12 protein-coding genes are annotated in these 18202 nt (G+C 69.5%); 8 read left to right on the top strand and 4 right to left on the bottom strand.

The window, feature by feature from the left end; translation table 11 throughout:
- Window positions 1–155: 155 nt before the first annotated feature.
- The gene (locus tag ACIBO2_RS03540) at window positions 156–1121 is read left to right on the top strand and encodes an aldo/keto reductase (protein ID WP_397295155.1); all 966 of its coding nucleotides are present in this window, start codon (window positions 156–158) and stop codon (window positions 1119–1121) included.
- 73 nt (window positions 1122–1194) lie between these two features.
- Here ACIBO2_RS03540 and ACIBO2_RS03535 read toward each other — a convergent pair whose 3' ends face one another.
- The 3 genes from ACIBO2_RS03535 to ACIBO2_RS03525 form a co-directional block, all read right to left on the bottom strand.
- The gene (locus tag ACIBO2_RS03535; RefSeq protein ID WP_358536456.1) at window positions 1195–1863 is read right to left on the bottom strand and encodes a response regulator transcription factor; all 669 of its coding nucleotides are present in this window, start codon (window positions 1861–1863) and stop codon (window positions 1195–1197) included.
- Window positions 1844–2566 carry a sensor histidine kinase gene (locus ACIBO2_RS03530; protein WP_358536453.1) on the bottom strand — a complete coding sequence of 241 codons (723 nt, stop codon included), beginning with the start codon at window positions 2564–2566 and terminating at the stop codon, window positions 1844–1846. Before ACIBO2_RS03530 ends, ACIBO2_RS03535 begins: the two co-directional genes overlap by 20 nt.
- A gap of 450 nt (window positions 2567–3016) precedes the next feature.
- Window positions 3017–3946, bottom strand: a complete 930-nt coding sequence (locus ACIBO2_RS03525; RefSeq protein WP_358536451.1) for a UbiA family prenyltransferase — start codon at window positions 3944–3946, stop codon at window positions 3017–3019.
- Between the two features lie 228 nt (window positions 3947–4174).
- Here ACIBO2_RS03525 and ACIBO2_RS03520 point away from each other — a divergent pair, with 228 nt between their 5' ends.
- From ACIBO2_RS03520 to ACIBO2_RS03510, 3 genes are read left to right on the top strand one after another with little or no spacing between them, the layout of a single operon-like run.
- A complete protein-coding gene (locus tag ACIBO2_RS03520; RefSeq protein ID WP_358536449.1) occupies window positions 4175–4945 on the top strand; it encodes an AfsR/SARP family transcriptional regulator in 771 nt (256 codons plus the stop codon).
- A gap of 2 nt (window positions 4946–4947) precedes the next feature.
- Window positions 4948–6771 (top strand): 2-isopropylmalate synthase, encoded by a 1824-nt coding sequence (locus ACIBO2_RS03515; RefSeq protein WP_358536447.1) that lies wholly within the window; start codon window positions 4948–4950, stop codon window positions 6769–6771.
- Window positions 6772–6819: 48 nt separating this feature from the next.
- The gene (locus ACIBO2_RS03510) at window positions 6820–9672 is read left to right on the top strand and encodes an AAA family ATPase (RefSeq protein ID WP_397295151.1); all 2853 of its coding nucleotides are present in this window, start codon (window positions 6820–6822) and stop codon (window positions 9670–9672) included.
- 55 nt (window positions 9673–9727) lie between these two features.
- Here ACIBO2_RS03510 and ACIBO2_RS03505 read toward each other — a convergent pair whose 3' ends face one another.
- Complete coding sequence (locus tag ACIBO2_RS03505; protein ID WP_397295149.1) at window positions 9728–11149, bottom strand: acyl-CoA carboxylase subunit beta; 1422 nt, start codon at window positions 11147–11149, stop codon at window positions 9728–9730.
- A 232-nt stretch (window positions 11150–11381) separates the two neighbouring features.
- Between ACIBO2_RS03505 and ACIBO2_RS03500 the strand changes: the two genes are divergently transcribed.
- The 4 genes from ACIBO2_RS03500 to efeB all read left to right on the top strand — a co-directional run bounded on the left by ACIBO2_RS03500 (window position 11382) and on the right by efeB (window position 18002).
- The gene (locus ACIBO2_RS03500) at window positions 11382–14603 is read left to right on the top strand and encodes a GH92 family glycosyl hydrolase (RefSeq protein WP_397295147.1); all 3222 of its coding nucleotides are present in this window, start codon (window positions 11382–11384) and stop codon (window positions 14601–14603) included.
- 127 nt (window positions 14604–14730) lie between these two features.
- Window positions 14731–15603, top strand: a complete 873-nt coding sequence (efeU, locus tag ACIBO2_RS03495) for an iron uptake transporter permease EfeU (RefSeq protein ID WP_358536435.1) — start codon at window positions 14731–14733, stop codon at window positions 15601–15603.
- Window positions 15596–16735, top strand: a complete 1140-nt coding sequence (efeO, locus tag ACIBO2_RS03490) for an iron uptake system protein EfeO (RefSeq protein WP_358536432.1) — start codon at window positions 15596–15598, stop codon at window positions 16733–16735. The genes efeU and efeO overlap by 8 nt, the downstream gene beginning before the upstream one ends.
- Before the next feature lie 13 nt (window positions 16736–16748).
- Complete coding sequence (gene efeB, locus ACIBO2_RS03485) at window positions 16749–18002, top strand: iron uptake transporter deferrochelatase/peroxidase subunit (RefSeq protein ID WP_358536429.1); 1254 nt, start codon at window positions 16749–16751, stop codon at window positions 18000–18002.
- Window positions 18003–18202 lie beyond the last annotated feature (200 nt).

Below are 18202 nucleotides of genomic sequence, written 5' to 3'. Positions count from 1 at the left end.
TATATATAAGAGGATAAATACCTAGCTTCCACCTCAGCGCAAAGCCGATCCGAACCGCTGGATCGGACTTTGACCGGTCTTTGACCGCACTTTGAGTGATGCTAGGTATCAATAGAAATGCAGCAGTCTGCGATTGGCACACTAAGGCGGTCCAATTGCGTTACACGAGGCTGGGACGGGATGGACCGGACATCTCGAACATCGGACTCGGCTCACTGGCCCTCAGCGGCGCCTATGGCCCCATCGATGGCGATGAGGCGCTCGGGCTGATTCGCCGGGCCTTGGACGGTGGCGTGACGCTCCTGGACACCGCCGGCTTCTACGCCGCCGGAGAGGTGGAACGCCTCGTGGGCCGCGCCATCGCCGGGCGGCGCGACGAGGTGGTGGTCTCGACGCGCGGCGGCGTGCGCCGCGGCGGCCCCGGCGAGCCGATCGAGTTCGACGCGAGCCCCGACCATCTGGCGCGGGCCTGCGAGGCGTCGCTGCAACGCCTCGGTGTCGACTGCGTCGACCTGTACTACCTGTACTGCCAGGACGACCGCACCCCGGTGGAGGAGGCTGTGTCCCGGCTGTCGGAGCTCGTGCGGGCGGGCAAGATCCGCCATCTCGGACTGACCAACGCCACGGTCGACCAGGTACGGCGGGCGCATGCCGTGCATCCCGTCACCGCGCTCGCCCTGGAGTACTCGCTCTGGGGCCCGCACGCCTCGCCGGAGCTCCTCGACGAGGCGCGGCGGCTCGGCCTCGGCGTGGTCGCCGCCCGCCCGCTCGGCCGCGGCTTCCTCACCGGCCGGATCAGGTCACCGCTCCAGCTCGGCACCGGTGACTGGCGGCACGAGGACCCCCGCTTCCAGCAGGAACACCTGCGGCTGAGCACGCCTCCGCTGCGGCAGATCGAGGCCGCGGCGGCCCAGCTCGACCTGGGCGCCGGCCGGCTGGCGCTGGCCTGGCTGCTCTCCCACGGCGATCACGTCGTGCCCGTGCCGAGCACCCGCGACCCGGTGCACCTGGAGATGAACCTGGCCGCCTCCGGTGTCCGCCTGACGCCAGAAACCCGCGACCGGCTGGCCGGCATCCTCCCGGCCGGCGGCGCGAACCAGTCGGGCTCACTCCTGCTCTGACCCCGCACCCAGCCGAGCCCAGTTCTCAAACCTCAGGGCCCGATTGGGCTCAGGGCGCGGGGGTCAAGGCGGCTCAGTCGGGATCGTTCCGGCTTTGGGGCGAGATCAGGGACGCGGCGAGCGCCTTGTTGACGGCGTCGATCCTGGAGACGGCGTTGAGCTTGACGAAGATGTTGCGCATGTGCCGCTTCACCGTCGCCTCGGCGAGCCCGAGCCGGCGGGCGATCTGCCCGTTGCTCAGCGCCTGCGCGGCCAGTTGGAGCACCTCCTGCTCCTTCTGCGACAGCACGCCGGGCGCCGGCCCCTCCACATGCGCGAGGCTGTGGCGCGACACCGCGAGCACCACCCGCGCCGGGTCCTCGTACACGCTCCTGATCGCCGCGATCAGCTCGTGCCGGTGGACGCTCTTGAGCAGGTAACCGCGGATGCCCGCGGCCAGCAGCCTGGTGAGCAGCTGCGGCCCGTCGTACATGCTCAGGATGATGATCTGCGTCTCCGGGGACAGGCACCGGATCCGGGTGACCGTCTCGGTCACCTCGTCGCCGGGGATCTCCACGTCGAGCAGGACCACGTCGGGCCGGGTCTCGAGGACGACGGCCAGCGCGGTCGCGGAGTCGCCGGCCTCGCCGACGATGCTCATCTCGCCGGAGGCCTCGAGGATCTCACGCAGGCCCTCGCGGAAGAGGGCATGGTCGTCCACGATGGCGACGCTGATCTTGGTGTTACGGTCGGTCCGGTTCATGGGGCTGTCTCTTGAGAGGGATGAGGAGCTCGACGAGACAGCCGTTGCCCGGGACGCTGGAGATGGCCACATTGCCCCCGAGTAACTCGGCGCGCTCCCGCATGGATGTCAGGCCCACGCCGCCACGCTCGCGGGCGCACGACGGGTCGAAGCCCTGCCCGTTGTCCTGGACGGTCGCGCTGAGCTCGTGCGGCGCGATGTCCACCCGCATGAGGATCACCGAGGGCCCGGCGTGGCTGAGCGCGTTGCGGGCGGCCTCCCGGATGATGAGGAACGCCTCGTCGAGGACCCTCGGCTCCGCCCATGACTCGTCACCGTTCACATCTAGGCCGACGGACACGACATCGTCCTCGACCGCCTCCAGGAAACCGAGCAGTGCCTTCTCCAGACTCCTCACGGGGACCTGGGGATGCAGCTCGGAGGTTATCTGCCGCAGGTTCTCCATCGTCTCCTGGATGGCCTGCTGAGCGACCCCGACCTTGACCTCCGCCCGCGCCGGGTCGCTGGCCCGGTGCACCTCCGACAGAGCGAGCTGCTGGTGCGCGACGCTGATCCCATGGCCGATGCGATCGTGCAGCTCACGGGCGATGCGGCGGCGCTCCTCCCCCTGGGCCTCCTGCACCTGGTTGAGCAGGAAGCGGTGATAGCTCTCGGCGGACTCGCGGATTCGCCGGGAGAGGCTCTCCTCCATTCCGGTGGCCACGAGTGTGAATGCTTCGGCCGGCGAGTCGGCCTCGACGGCTATTCGCCGCGCGAGGTGACTCAGAGCAACCCGGAAAAAAAGTGAGCCCGCCTCAAGAGAGGCTTTCGGATGAACTCCGCTCGAGGCGCGAGTAGTGCCGACTTCCCATGCGTGGAACTTATAGAGCTCGTTGACCTGCACTTTTCCGGCACGGAGCGTGGCCGCCACATCGTCGAGGACGAACTCGGCGGTCATTACGGCTTGGTGCGTGGCGCGCGGATCCGCGGAGAGCGCGTTGCCGGTGGCCTGGAGCTGCGACTCGAATTCCCTGAGGATTTCTTCTCGACAAGCATCAACGAATCTCGCAGGGTCGTTCTCAGCATCGTATGCCGCATCCAAGGAGCCCCCTTGGCCATGGGACGCGCGTGCCCCAACTATCTCGCAGGTGCCTCACCAAAGCAACATATAAGGTCAGATATTAGAGATCAGCGCGGTAATGTGAACTAGGTGCTGCGTCACCATGAACGCCCTGTAAGGCCGGCGTTGTTGATCACTTCCGCCCTTGGCGGCTGATTGGCCCGCCGCGATCACCGCGACCGTGCCCGCCGCCATGGCGAGGCAGACACCGGCGAGCGGCACGCGGAAGAACACGACGGCCACGCCGAGCGCGGCGGCCAGCGTGAGCGCGGCGACGTACATGCAATGACGTGACTTCCGCTCTCCGCAGGTCACCGCGATGGTCCGCCGGCCCGCCGCGGCGTCTCCCTCGATGTCGGACAGATCCTTGGCGGGTACGCCCACGAAGGCCATCCAGCAGGTGGCGGCGACCGCGAACACGATCAGGCCCTTCGGCGTGGACAGGCTCTCGCCGCCGGTGATGGCGGTCAGCCCGCCCCAGTACGACAGCAGCCCCGACGTGCACAGCACCACGACCGTGCCGGTCGAGCCGCTCTTGAGGTGGAACGGCGGCGCCGAGTAGAGGTAGCCGAGGACCAGGTTGAGCCCGACGATCCAGGTCAGCGCCGGGGGCAGTCCGGCGGTCGCGGCGATCGAGAGAACGGCCGCGACGGCGGCCACCACGGCCGCGGTCCGCGGGGCGAGATCACCGCGGGCGATCGGCCGGCCGGACCCGTTGACCCGGTCCTCCGTGACGTCGGTGACGCCGTTGAGCAGGTAGATGGCGAAGATCGACAGAACCCAGGCCGCGGCCCCCTGCAGCACTTTCGCCGGTTCCGGCACTGGCGAGACCGGGAGGGCGAGCACGGCTCCGGTCATGAATCGAAGGGTGGACACGGCGAGTACGGCAGGACGGGCCTCGACGAAGCACAGCCGGAGCACCCGCGCACTGGATCGCAGGGCGGTGACACCTGGCGCTTGATTGGACACCGATAAGCTGACCATGACCGGATTGTGGCCCTCGGTAAGGGATCCGGTAAGGGCGGCATCCGAAAGTTGTAGTCGGCATTGGTACTTTAGATACCCCCCGTACAACTCTCGGCGCGCCACCCCGAACTCCTGGGGATCCGCCTTGTCCGGTCACCGCCACCCCTATAGCTTGAGGTCGTCGGTCGGGGCACGGAATCACATTCCCGCCTCACCGAACTGAGAATCCTCACGTTAGGGAATCTGATGCCGGATTTCAAGTTACTGGGGCCGATGGAGATGGTCGACGACCGCGGCCAGTCCCATATCCCGGTGGGGCCGAAGGTCCGGCAGGTCCTCGCGTTACTCACGCTCAACGCGGGAAAGGTCGTCGACGTCGATCTCCTTATCCATGAATTGTGGAGCGAGAACGAGCCGAAAGACGCCGTCAAGACCCTTCAGACGCACATTTATCACCTCCGCCGAATTCTGCTGAGAATGGGCCCGGTCGTGGCCCAGCTGGTCGTCACCCGAGCGCCCGGCTACCTGCTGCGCGCCGACCCGGAACGGGTGGACGCCCTCGTCTTCCCCCGGCTGGTCGAGCGGGCCGCCGGCCACCACCGCGCGGGCGACCACGAGGCCGCCGACCTGGTCCTTCGGAAAGCGCTGTCCATGTGGTCCGGCCCCCCGCTGGCCGACGTGCCGAGGGGCGCGGTGCTCGGCCCGCGCGCCACCGCGCTCGACGAGCAGCGGCTGCGGGCGGTGGAGATGCACCTGGAGACCAGGATCCGGCTGGGCCTGCACGGCGAACTCATCGACGAACTCCGCGTGCTCGTGGCCGCCTATCCCTTGAACGAGAACTTCCATACCCAGCTCATCACGGCACTCGGCCGCGCGGGCCGGCGCGCCGACGCCTGGCGCGCCTATGAAGGGCTGCGCGCGCTGCTGGAAGCCGAGCTGGGCGTGGAGCCCGCCTTCGACATCCAAAACCTCCATTTGACCGCTCCCACGGGAAGTCATTCAGGAAAGGACGTCTGACGATGAAAGGCTTTGAGCGTTACGCTGGATTCACGCCCGTAGACCTGACCGACCGCACTTGGCCGAGCAATCGGATAGTGGCGGCGCCCCGCTGGTTATCGACCGATCTACGTGACGGCAACCAGTCGCTGGCCAACCCGATGACACCTGAGCGCAAGCTCAAGATGTTCGACCTCCTGGTGGAAATCGGCTACAAGGAGATCGAGGTCGGCTTTCCCGTCGCCAGCCAGAACGACTACGACTTCGTCCGCCTGCTGATCGAGCGGGACCGGATCCCCGACGATGTGCGGATCACCGTGCTCACGCAGGCCCGCGACGAGCTGATCGAGCGGACCGTGGAGTGCCTCGAAGGGGCGCCCCGGGCCATGATCCACGTGTACAACGCCACGTCGCCGCTCTTCAGGCGGGTGGTCTTCGACATGAGCCGCGCCGAGTGCAAGGACCTGGCCGTCCAGGGCACGCGCCTGATGATGAAGTACGCCGAGCGGACGCTGCGCGACTGCGACCTGGGCTACCAGTACTCCCCCGAGCTCTTCAACGAGACCGAGCTCGACTTCTCCCTTGAGGTGTGCGAGGCCGTCATGGACGTCTGGCAGCCGGAGCGGGGACGCGGCATCATCCTCAACTTCCCGACGACGGTCGAGCGGTCGCTGCCCAACGTGTTCGCCGACCAGATCGAATGGCTCGACCGCAACCTGTCGCGCCGCGAGCACGTCTGCCTGTCCATCCACCCGCACAACGACCGCGGCACCGGGGTGGCCGCCGCCGAGCTGGCCCTGCTGGCCGGCGCCGAGCGGATCGAGGGCTGCCTGTTCGGCAACGGCGAGCGCGCCGGCAACGTCTGCCTGGTGACGCTGGGCATGAACATGTACGCCCACGGGATCGACCCGGGCATCGACTTCTCCGACATCAACGCGATCCGGCGCACGGTCGAGCTCTGCAACGAGCTGCCGGTGCATCCCCGGCACCCCTACGGCGGCGACCTCGTCTACACCGCCTTCTCCGGCTCGCACCAGGACGCCATCAAGAAGGGCTTCGACGACCTGGAGCGGACGGCCGACGAGCGCGGCGCCGACGTCGCCGAGCTGCCGTGGCGTATGCCGTACCTGCCCGTCGACCCCAAGGACGTGGGCCGTACGTACGAGGCGGTCGTGCGGGTCAACAGCCAGTCCGGCAAGGGCGGCGTCGCCTACGTGATGAGCGCCTGGCACGGGCTCAACCTGCCGCGCGGCATGCAGGCCGACCTGTCGGCCAAGGTCCAGGCGCAGGCCGACGCGGTGGGCGGCGAGCTGTCGCCGAGCCGGATCGGGGCCATCTTCCGCGCCGAGTACCTCTTCCACGGCGACCCGTCGGAGCCCCTGCCCGTGGGGCGGGAGCCGGTGACGGCGGCGCTGTACATCGACGGGCGCTTCGACGTCGGCGGCGACCGGGCCGACGCCTGCCGCGCGCTCGGCTCGGTGCTGGCGCCCTGGGGCATCCAGGTCCACGTCGTGCACCGTACCGGCCGCCCACTCGACCACGAGCAGCCGAGCGGGCCCGGCGACCGCTCGAACGACGAGACGGTGATCTACGCCGAGTGCCGGATGGGCGGCGCCGTCACCTGGGGCGCCGGCATCGACGCGGACATCGCCACGGCCGCCTACTCGGCCGTCCGCGCCGCCCGCGCCCGCCTCACCCCCGACGCACGACCCACCGAGGAGAAGGAGACCCGTGATGCCGAAGAGAATCCACCGGCAGCGCCCGCGCGGCCCCCGTACCCGAGGCCGTCTGGACCTGCGCACGCCGTCCGGCCGCAGGCTGCCCTTCTGACACCCAGCCGACTCTGACATCCAGCCGACTCTGACAGCCGACGAACGAAAAAGGGGAGGCCGATCATGGCCATGGACGAACGACGGGAGGGCCTGACCTCCCTGGAGGAACTGCTGCGCGAGACGGTGGCCGGCAAGGGCAGGATCGCCATGGTGACCGGCGCCATCGCGACCGGCAAGAGCGAGCTCCTGTACGCGTTCGCGGAACAGGCCTTCGAGCACGGCGCGTTACCGCTCACCGCCACGGGATCCCTGGCGGAGAGTGGCCTACCGCTCGGCGTGCTGGCCCAGCTGCTGCACAACGCGCCCCTGACGGAGGAGCAGCGGGCCGCGACCATGGACCTGCTGCACGAGGGCATGAGCTCGCAGCTGTCGAGCGATCCGCAGGCCGAGGCCATCGACCACATGGACGTGCAGATCGTCGACGCGCTCTGCGCGGCCCTGCTCGAACTGTCCGAGCGCTGCCCGCTGGTGATCGTCGTGGACGACGTCCACCAGGCCGACCGGGCCTCGCAGCTCTGCCTGGCCTATCTGGCGCGGCGGGTCAAGTTCGCCCAGGTCATGCTGGTCTTCAGCGCGCCGGACCACAGCGCGCACGTCCAGACGCTCTTCCACACCGAGGTGCTGCGGCAGCCGCACTGCCGGCCCATCCGGCTCACCCACCTGTCCGCCGATGAGGTGGCGCGCTGGGTGACCGTCCGGGCGGGCGCCGCGGCCGCCGGCGGGTTCGCGGCCGACTGCTACGCCCTGAGCGGCGGCAACCGGCTGCTGGTGACCGCGCTCGTGGAGGACTTCCAGGCCACCGGCGCCCCCGGCGCGAGGTATGGCGAGGGCACGGTGGCCTGCCTGCGCCGCGCCGACCGCCGGATGACGGTGGTCGCCAGGGCGCTGGCCGTACTGGGCGAACCCGCCTCGATCGGCCCGCTGCTCGGCGGCGGCGAGAGCGCCGTCATCAAGCTGCTGAGCAGCGGCGACCTGCCGGGCGGCCGGTCTCCGGGCGGCGAGACGGCGACCGACCGGCTGCTGGACGAGGGCGAGGCGGCGGTCGCCAAGGCGATCCAGGCGCTGACCGGCGCCGGCGTGCTGGAGCACGGCCACTTCCGCCACCCGGCGGCCAGGGCGGCCGTGCTCGCCGACCTCGACGCCGCCGAGCGGATCGACCTGCACCGCCGGGCCGCCGAGCTGACGTACGAGAGCGGCGCCCCGGCGGCCGTCGTCGCCGAGCACCTGCTGCAGGCCAGCCACGCCGGCGACCCCTGGGCCATCTCGGTCCTTGAGGAGGCGGCGCGGCAGGCGCTCCGCGACGACGGCGTGGAGTCGGCCATCGAATACCTCAAGCTCGCCTGGCGGGCCTGCGTGGACGAGCGGCGGCGGGCCAGGATCACCACCACGCTCGTACGGGCGGAGTGGCGGATCAACCCGAGCGCCCCCGCCACGCACCTGGCCGAGCTGACCGACGCCCTGCACAAGGGCTACCTGGGCGGCGGCGACACGGTGGTGCTGGCCAAGGCGCTGCTGTGGCACGGGCACGTGGCGGACGCGAAGGACGTCCTGGCCCACCTCAACGAGCTGGCCGAGCTGGACCAGGAGACCGTGGCCGAGCTGGCCGCGGCCCGCCCCTGGTTCCGCAGCCTGTACCCCTCGTTCCTGCCGCACCTGCCGGAGGTCAGCGGTGAGCAGGCGAGCAGCGCCGCCTCGTCCGTCGTCGTCGGCCGCCGGATGGAGTCGGCCGGCGTGCTGGCCAGCGTCCTGACCCAGGGTCCCCGTGAGGAGACCGTGGCGACGGCCGAGCGCATCCTGCGCGGCTCCCGGCTGGACGAGATGACGATGGACACGGTGGAGACCGCGCTGCTGGCGCTGACGTACACGGACCGGCCGGGCAAGGCGGCGCCCTGGTGCGACGCGTTCATCGACGAGGCGGCCTCGCGGCGCGCCCCGAGCAGGCAGGCCCGGCTGTCCGCCATCCGGGCGGAGATCGGCCTGCGCAGGGGCGACCTGGCGGCGGCGGCCTACGACGCGCAGCGGGCCCTGGAGATCATCCCGGCCACCAGCTGGGGTGTGGCCGTCGGCGGGCCGCTGGGCAGCCTGCTGCAGGCGGGCGCGGCGATGGGGCGGCTGGACGACTACGTGCGGCAGTTCAACCAGCCGGTGCCCGAGGCGATGCTGGAGACCAGGTTCGGCCTGCAGTACCTGCACGGCAAGGGCCGCTTCAACCTCATGGCGGGCCAGCCGCACCAGGCGCTGCGCGACTTCCAGCTCTGCGGCGAGCTCATGCGCAGGTGGGAGCTGGACGTGCCGGGGTTCATCGCGTGGCGTACGGACGCGGCCGAGGCGCTGATCCGCCTGGGCGACCACGAGGAGGCGCGCCGCCTGATCGACGAGCAGCTCGCCCGGTGCGGGCAGCAGTCCAGGCGCGTGCAGGGCATCGCGATGCGCCTGCTGGCGGCGGTGAGCGAGACGCGGCACCGCCCGATGCTGCTGCGCAAGTCGGCGGATCTGCTGCAGTCGGGCGGCGACCGGTACGAGCTGGCCAGGACGCTGTTCGACCTGACGGCGGCCTACCACGCCAACGGCGAGTATCGGCGGGCGGGCATGTTCGGCAGGCGCGCCCGGCTGCTCGCGGTGGAATGCCAGGCCGAGCCGCTGACCCTGGCGCTCAACCGGGGCGGCAAGGGCGACCGGAGCGCCGCGAACTCCGCCGGTGTGACGGGGATCCTCAGCGACGCCGAGCGGCGGGTGGCGGCGCTGGCGGCCGAGGGCTACACCAACAGGGAGATCTCCGCCAAGCTGTTCATCACGGTGAGCACGGTGGAGCAGCACCTGACGCGGATCTACCGCAAGCTCAACGTCACCCGGCGCACCGAGCTGCCGGCCAGCCTCACGGGCGAGGAGTCCATGCGGGCGCAGGTGTTCAGCTGACGCGAAAGCCCCGAAAAGGCGCCTCGCGCGCCTTTTCGGGGTCGTCCACGGAGCTTCACAGAGGGATGTTGGAATGCCGTCCTCTCGTGTGCGGTGCGCGGGCGAGGGCCTCGGCGAGCCGGAAGCGCGTGGTCGCGGGCGCGATGACCTCGTCGACCACGCCGAGCGACATCGCCCGTTCGACCCCACCGGAGATCCGCTGGTGCTCCTCGACCAGCCGGGCCAGCAGCTCGGGCCGCTCGGCCTCGGTGGCCGCGGCGAGTGCCTTCCTGTGCAGGACGCCGACCGCCGCCTCGGCGCCCATCACCGCCACCTCGGCGTCGGGCCAGGCGAAGACCGTCGTGGCGCCGAGGGAGCGGGAGTTCATGGCGATGTAGGCGCCGCCGTACGACTTGCGGGTGATCAGCGTGACCCTGGGCACGACCGACTCGGCGAAAGCGTGCAGCAGCTTGGCGCCCCGCCGGACGACCCCGCCCCATTCCTGCCCGACCCCCGGCAGGTAGCCGGGCACGTCCACCAGGACGACGATCGGGACGCCCAGCGCGTCGCACATGCGGACGAAGCGCGAGCTCTTCTCGGCCGACAGCGAGTCGAGGCAGCCGCCCTTGCGCAGGGGATTGTTCGCGAGCAGGCCGACGGTCCGGCCGCCGAGACGGCCGAGGCCGACCAGCATGTTCGGCGCCCAGCGGGGCTGCAACTCCTCGAACACCGGCCCGTGCTCGTCTCGGTCCATGACGCCGCGCACCAGGGGCCGCACGTCGTAGGCGCGGCGCGGCGATTCGGGCAGCAGCGCGCCCAGGTCCTCCCAGTCGTCCTGCAACAGGTCGAGGTCGAAGCTGCCGGGACGGGCGAAGAATCCGGCGAGGCGGCGGGCCCGCTCATATGCCTCGTCCTCGTTTCCGACGACGATGTGGGCGACCCCGGATTTACCGCCATGCGCTTCCGGACCGCCGAGTCCGGCCATGTCGATTTTCTCGCCGGTGACGCTCCGCACGATATCGGGACCGGTCACGAAGACGCGCCCCGCGTCGGCCATGATGACGATATCGGTGAGCGCCGGGCCATAAGCCGCGGCGCCCGCGGCGGGCCCGAGAATGACGGAGATCTGCGGAACGACACCGGACGCCTTCGTCATGGCGGCGAACATCCGGCCCACGCCGTCCATGGATTCCACACCGTCCGCGAGCCGGGCCCCGCCCGAATGCCACAACCCGATCACCGGGCAGTCGAGCCGTACGGCGGCCTCGATGGCGGCCACGATGTGGCGGGCGCCCGGCGCGCCCAGGGCGCCGCCCATCCGCGTGGCGTCGGTGCAGTAGGCGACGATGGGCGAGCCGCCGACCAGGCCGGACACGGCCTGGACACCGCTGTCGTCGGCGGCGTGGAGCGGTATGAGAGAGCCGGGATCCGCCAGCCGCGCCAGGCGGACGGACGGCGATCGGGTGTCTGCGGATTGCTCGACCAGAACAGTGGACATGGGCCATTTCCCTGCTGCCGTGAATCGATCAGAAGTCGTGAATCGACCAGGAGTAACGCCGAATTTGTCAAGGGCGCCGTTATCAGCCAACCCCTAGCAACTCCGCCGGTGGCCGTCAGGCCGGTGGCAACTTGTGGCCGGAACTTCTGCGCGTTGACGCGCGCGGGCGATTCACGCTGCCATGAAATGATCTCAACCCTGGAGGACGACCTTGTCTCTGTGGTCTTTACCGATGGTCGCCGCCCTTGTGGCCGCGACGGCGATCCCGGCCGGCGCTGTTACCGCCGCTCCGGGGACCGCCCCAGAACCGTATCCGGTCGCGTTGGTCAACACTTTCCTCGGCACTCAGGAGGCGGGTCCCGACTTCGGTCACGGCGGTGGGGCCGGGATGAACTTCCCCGGCGCCGTCCTGCCGTTCGGGATGATGCAGTGGAGCCCCGACACGGTGGCGAACGCCGGAGGTGGCTACAAGTGGGAGGACAACCGCTTACGCGGCTTCTCCATGACCCACATCAACGGCCCCGGCTGCACTGGGGCGCAGGACTTCCCCGTGATGCCGATCTCCGGAAAAATCGATAAATCGCCTGCTACGCATGGCATGGACTACGTCCAGACGTACAAGCATGACAACGAGAAGTCCACGCCTGGCTCCTACACCACCACCCTCGACACCGGGGTGAAGGCGGAGCTGGCCGCGACCCAGCGGGCCGGCGTCGGGCGGTTCACCTTCCCCGCCGGCAAGCCGGGCACGCTGCTGCTCAACACCAGCGGCTCGATCAACGGCGTGGACGACGGCGAGACCAAGATCAGTGGCAACACCGTCCAGGGCTGGGTGCAGACCGGTGGCTTCTGCGGCACGCCGATGCGCTACAAGGTCTACTTCCACGCCACCTTCGACCAGCCGATCACGTCCTACGGCACCTGGAAGGACGACCTCGTCCAGCCGGGCGCCCCATCGGTCAAGAACGCCTCGGCCGCCAAGGTCGCCGAGGCGGAGGCCGTGACGGCCGGCGACGTCGTCGTGAACGGGCCCGGCTCAGGCGCCTACCTGGAGTTCGACGGCACCAAGCCGGTGCAGATGCGGGTCGGCCTGTCGTACGTGAGCGTGGACGGCGCGAAGAAGAACCTCGACGCGGAGGTCGGCACCACCGGGTACGACTCGGTCGCCCTGAACGGGGCCTCCGTCTGGAACGACCGGCTCAGCCAGGTGCTGGTCTCCGGCGGCACCGCCGACCAGCGGCGCACCTTCTACAGCAACCTCTACCACGCGCTGCTGCAGCCGCACGTAGCCGAGGACGCCGACGGCACCTACACCGGCTCGGACGGCAAGCTCCACACCGTCGCCGCCGGCCGCCACCACTACGCGACGTTCTCCGGCTGGGACGTCTACCGCAGCGAGGTACAGCTCCTGGCCCTGCTCGACCCGGCCGTGGGCAGCGACATCGCCCAGACCATGTACGAGAACGCGCACCTGCTCGGCGACGTCTGGGACCGCTGGTCGCTGCAGAACGAGATCACCGGCGTCATGGTCGGCGACCCGTACCACTCGATCGTCTCCAGCCTGTACGCCTTCGGCGCCCGGAACTTCCCGGCCGCCGACGCGATGAAGTCGATGGTCACGGCGGCCCAGCGGGTCGGCGGGATGGACATCGGCCACCCGCAGATCAAGTACGACGAGCGGCCGGGCAACGCCGCCTTCATGAACAAGGGCTATGTCGTCTCGGACCCGTCCATGACGCTGGAGTACGGCATCGCCGACTTCGGCATCGCCCAGCTGGCCTCCCGGCTCGGCTACCGCGACGTATCCGCCACCTTCATGAAGCGCTCGCAGTCCTGGCAGAACACCTACAACCCGGCCAACTCCTGGATCCAGCCCAAGATGGCGGACGGGTCGTTCACCTCGCCCTTCGACCCCGCGAGCCCCGACTCCTACATCGAGGGCAACGGCGCCCAGTACCACTGGATGGTCCAGCACAACCCGCGCGGGCTGTTCGACGCGATGGGCGGCAACGCCAAGGCCATCCCCCGGCTGGACAACTACTTCAAGGCGCTCAACGCCGGGCCGAACGAGCCCTACGCCTACCTCGGTAACGAGCCCGCGCTGCCGTCGCCGTGGCTGTACGCGTGGGCCGGGCAGCCGTACAAGACCCAGGATCTGGTGCGACGGGTACAGCAGGAGCTGTTCAAACCCGGGCCTGACGGACTGGTCGGCAACGACGACCTGGGCGCGATGGCGTCCTGGTACGTCTGGTCGGCGATGGGCCTGTTCCCGGCGATTCCCGGCCGGGCCGAGCTACTGGTCAACACCCCGCTGTTCGACAAGATCAACATCAAGCGGCCGCAGGGCAACATCGACATCTACTCCCCCGGCTCCACCAACCGCTACATCCAGACGCTCAAGGTCAACGGCACGACGTCCGGCAAGGCGTGGCTGCCCGAATCGTTCGCCCTCCAGGGCGGCCGGCTCGACTTCACGCTCGGGTCCTCGCCGAACACCACGTTCGGCACCGGCACGACGAACGCGCCGCCGAGCTTCAACGAGGGCGCCAAGACCTACCTCGCCGGGTTCAATCCGGGCAGCGGGCCCGTCGAGCCGGGCGGGACCTTCGCTGCCACGCTCGCGGTGCAGTCCACGGGCGCCGCGGGCACCGTCAAGTGGCAGGCCAAGCCGCCGGCCGGGATCACCGTGACCCCGGCGAGCGGCACGCTGACCGTCCCGGCGCTGGGCAAGGCCACCCAGGCGGTCCAGGTCTCGGTGGCGTCGGGCACCGCGCTCGGCTTCGTCACCGTGCCGATCTCCGTCACCGCGCCGACCTACTCCAGCGGCGCCACGACCGCCGGCGACCTCACGGCCAGCGTGCGGCTGAACGTGGCCACCCGCGGCACGCCCGAGTGGTCGCACAACCTCGCGGGCATCGGCGACGACGCCGAGTCGGGGCTGGCCAACCTCGACGCGGCGGCCTTCAGCTACTCGGGGCAGGCCCTGGCCGCGGCCGGGCTCAAGCCGGGCGGCAAGGTCTCATGGAACGGCTTCGAGTTCACCTGGCCGAACCGCAAGCCCGGCGAATGGGACAACGTCAAGGTGGGGACCCAGCCGATCGAGGTGGCCGCGCCCGCCGGGGCCACGAAGATCGCCTTCCTGGGCTCAACCACCAACGGCTGGTCGGAGGTTACCGCGACGATCACCTACACCGACGGCTCCACCGGCACCGGCAAGCTCGGGCTCAGTGACTGGATGCTGGACTTCGGCGGCGGCCAGCCCCGATACGGCAACCAGGTCGTGGCCTCGACGCCGTATCAGCTCTACAACGGTTCGTGGATGATGCGGCCGCTCGGCTCGTACGTCTTCGCGGCGCAGCCGATCGCGCTCGACCCGGCCAAGAGGGTGAAGAGCATCACCTTCTCGCCGGTCCAGGAGGGGGCGATGCACGTCTTCACCTGGGCCTTTGCCTGATTTTTAGCCGCGGCTCCCCCTGCCTGGCACGGGGGAGCCGCTCTTTTGTGCGACAGCCCGCTTGCATTATGTAGGCTCCACCTGCCCTAATTTAGGTAAGCCTTTCCTACAGCGCGCGGGAGTGTCGGTGTTCGCCAGCTACCTCATAGGACTGCGAGAAGGACTGGAGGCGACGCTCGTCGTCTCCGTCCTGATCGCCTTCCTGGTCAAAAGTGACCGAAAGGACAAGCTGCCACACGTCTGGGTCGGCGTCGTGGCCGCCCTCGCGCTGGCCGTCGGTTTCGGCGCGCTGCTGACCTTCACAGCGGCCAACCTCGGTCACACGGGGCAGGAGCTCTTCGACGCGATCACTTCGCTGCTGGCCGTGGTGTTCGTCACCTGGATGATCTTCTGGATGCGCCGCATGGCCCGCGCGCTCTCCAAGGAGCTGCGCGGCAAGCTCACGGAGGCGCTCGAGATGGGCTCCCTCGCCGTGGTCGTGATGGCCTTCCTGGCCGTGGCCCGTGAAGGGCTGGAGACGGCGCTGCTGTTCTTCGCCTCCGTCCAGAGCTTCACCGCATCCGCCGGGGGCGTCAACAACCCCGCGGATCCGCTCATCGGCATCAGCCTGGGCCTGCTCACCTCGGTGGCGATCGGGTGGGGCATCTACCGCAGCGCCCTGAAGATCAACCTCACCAAGTTCTTCACCTGGACGGGCCTGCTGCTGATCCTGGTGGCCGCCGGCATCTTCAAGTACGGCGTGCACGACCTGCAGGAGGCCAACATCCTGCCGGGCCTGACCACCTACGCCTTCGACATCAGCGCGATCCTGCCCGCCGACTCCTGGTACGGCGCGCTGCTGGCCGGAATGCTCAACATCACTCCCCAGCCGAGCGTGCTGGAGGCCCTGGCCTGGGTCCTCTATCTCGTGCCGACCCTCATCCTCTTCCTGCGCCGCCCCCAGTCGACCTCTGCCCCGGCGAAGTCCACCGCCGCGCCCGAACAGGAGCGTCATGCTTAACTCCACCGCCCGCGGCCTCGCCCTGATGGTCGGCGCGTTCACCCTGGCCGCCTGCGGCTCAGGGACGCCGGCCACGACCGGCTCCGCCGCACCCGCCAAGCCGGGGAAGATCAGCGTCGCCGCCTCCGACACCGAGTGCAAGGTCGCCACCGCCGAGGTGCCCGCGGGCACCAGCACGTTCACGATCACCAACGGCGGCACCAAGGTCACCGAGTTCTACGTGTACGCGCCGGGTGACCGCGTCATGGCCGAGGTGGAGAACATCGTGCCGGGCCTGACCCGCGAGGTCATCGCCGAACTGCCCGCCGGGGCGTACGAGACGGCCTGCAAGCCCGGCATGGTGGGCAAGGGCCTGCGCAACGCGCTCAAGGTGACCGGTGAGCACAAGCCGCTCACCGACAACGCCAAGCTGGCCGAGGCCACCGCCAGCTACAAGCGCTACATCAAGACGCAGAGCGACACGCTGCTGATCAAGACGCAGGAGTTCGTCGACGCGGTCAAGGCGGGCGACATCGCCAAGGGCAAGGAGCTCTTCCCGGTCGCGCGTACGTACTGGGAGCGCATCGAGCCGGTCGCGGAGATCTTCGGTGACCTGGACCCGGCGATCGACGCCCGCGAGGCCGACCTGGCGGCCGGCGAGAAGTGGACCGGCTTCCACAAGATCGAGAAGGATCTCTGGATCACCAAGGACATCAGCAAGGACGGCCCGGTGGCCGACAAGCTGATCGCCGACGTCAAGACCATCGTGGCCAAGTCCAACTCCGCCGAGCTGACCCCGCTCAACCTGGCCAACGGCGCCAAGGAGTTGCTCGACGAGGTCGCCACCGGCAAGATCACCGGCGAGGAGGACACCTGGTCGCACACCGACCTGTGGGACTTCGACGCCAACGTTCAGGGCTCCAAGGCCGCCGTGCAGGCGCTCCGCCCAGTGCTGGACGAGCGCGCGCCCGACCTGGTCAAGACGCTGGACGAGAAGTTCGCCGCGGCCGAGGCCGCCTTGGGTAAGCACCAGAAGGGCGATGGCTGGCAGCTGCACAACGAGCTGTCCAAGGCCGAGCTGAAGGCGCTGTCGGACGCGATCAACGCGCTGGCCGAGCCGATCAGCAAGATCGCCCCGATCGTGACGAAGTAGGAGAGGCAGGACCATGAGCGAGCGCATGAGCCGCAGGAAGCTGTTCGGCATGGGCGCGGCGGGGGCGGCGGCCGTCGGCGTCGGCGCCGTGGCCACGCGCTCGCTGCTCGAAGAGCCGCCGGTCGCGCACGCGGCCTCGATCTCCGACCCCGTCTCCTTCTACGGCGAGCACCAGGCGGGCATCGTCACGCCCGCCCAGGACCGACTGCACTTCGTCTCCTTCGACGTGACCACCGACAAGCGGGCCGAGCTGGTCGAGCTGCTGCAGGAGTGGACGGCCGCGGCCGCCAGAATGGCGCAGGGCAAGGAGGCGGGCACGTTCGGCACGCTCGGCGGGGTCCCCGAGGCGGCGCCCGACGACACGGGCGAGGCGCTCGGCCTGCCCGCCTCCGGGCTGACGCTGACGATCGGCTTCGGGCCGTCGCTCTTCGACAAGCGGTTCGGCCTGGCGGACAAGCGCCCCGCCGCCCTCGCCGACCTCCCGAAATTTCCTGGTGAGGCGCTCATTCCGGAAATATCCGGTGGCGACATCTGCGTGCAGGCGTGCGCGCACGACCCCCAGGTCGCCGTGCACGCCATCCGCAACCTGGCCAGGATCGGCTTCGGCAAGGTGTCGGTCCGCTGGTCCCAGCTCGGCTTCGGCCGTACGTCCTCCACCTCGCGCGCCCAGGCGACGCCGCGCAACCTGATGGGCTTCAAGGACGGCACGAACAACCTCAAACTGGAGGACGCCGAGCTGCTGCGCCGGCAGCTGTGGGTGGACGCCCAGGACGGCCCCGCCTGGATGACCGGCGGCAGCTACATGGTCACCCGGAAGATCCGCATGATGGTCGAGACCTGGGACCGTACCTCGCTGGCCGAGCAGGAGGCCATCTTCGGCCGGGACAAGGGCGCCGGTGCGCCGCTGGGCAAGAAGGCGGAGTTCGACCCGCTGGACTTCGCGGCCAAGGGCGCCGACGGCGGGGCGCTCATCAAGAACGACGCCCACGTCCGGCTGGCCCATCCCAGCACCAACGGCGACGCCCACCTGCTGCGCAGGGGCTACAACTTCGTGGACGGCTCCGACGGGCTCGGCCGCCTCGACGCCGGGCTGTTCTTCATCGCCTATCAGCGGGATCCGCGCAAGCAGTTCGTGCCGGTACAGATGCGGCTGGCCAAGAGCGACGCGCTCAACGAGTACATCAAGCACATCTCCAGCGGGCTGTGGGCCTGCCCTCCCGGGATGCGGGACGCGGGTGACTACTGGGGACGCGCGCTCTTCGCGTGACTGGGGACGTGCGCTCCTTGCCTGACTGGGGACGCGCGCTCCTTGGCTGACTGGGGGCGCGCTCCTTGCCTGACTGGGGGCGCGCGGCTCTCGCCTGACTGGGGGGCGCGCTCTTCGCTTGACGTAGAGCCGATCTTCTTCGCCTGATGTACAGCCGCTTGCAACCCTGACCTGTTCATATGAAGCACGCGCAGTGACAC

The organism is Nonomuraea sp. NPDC050022, assembly GCF_044460705.1.
Classification (GTDB): Bacteria; Actinomycetota; Actinomycetes; order Streptosporangiales; family Streptosporangiaceae; genus Nonomuraea.
The sequence above is the reverse complement of the archived record's forward strand: the minus strand, read 5'-3'. Positions and strand labels throughout refer to the sequence as shown.

Excerpts from the sequence above, each read along its gene's own strand:
- ACIBO2_RS03535 (WP_358536456.1), bottom strand. The coding sequence starts at position 1,863 with ATGAACCGGACCGACCGTAACACCAAGATCAGCGTCGCCATCGTGGAC.
- ACIBO2_RS03525 (WP_358536451.1), bottom strand. The coding sequence starts at position 3,946 with ATGGTCAGCTTATCGGTGTCCAATCAAGCGCCAGGTGTCACCGCCCTG.
- ACIBO2_RS03520 (WP_358536449.1), top strand. The coding sequence starts at position 4,175 with ATGCCGGATTTCAAGTTACTGGGGCCGATGGAGATGGTCGACGACCGC.
- ACIBO2_RS03515 (WP_358536447.1), top strand. The coding sequence starts at position 4,948 with ATGAAAGGCTTTGAGCGTTACGCTGGATTCACGCCCGTAGACCTGACC.
- ACIBO2_RS03510 (WP_397295151.1), top strand. The coding sequence starts at position 6,820 with ATGGCCATGGACGAACGACGGGAGGGCCTGACCTCCCTGGAGGAACTG.
- ACIBO2_RS03505 (WP_397295149.1), bottom strand. The coding sequence starts at position 11,149 with ATGTCCACTGTTCTGGTCGAGCAATCCGCAGACACCCGATCGCCGTCC.
- ACIBO2_RS03500 (WP_397295147.1), top strand. The coding sequence starts at position 11,382 with ATGGTCGCCGCCCTTGTGGCCGCGACGGCGATCCCGGCCGGCGCTGTT.
- efeO (WP_358536432.1), top strand. The coding sequence starts at position 15,596 with ATGCTTAACTCCACCGCCCGCGGCCTCGCCCTGATGGTCGGCGCGTTC.
- efeB (WP_358536429.1), top strand. The coding sequence starts at position 16,749 with ATGAGCGAGCGCATGAGCCGCAGGAAGCTGTTCGGCATGGGCGCGGCG.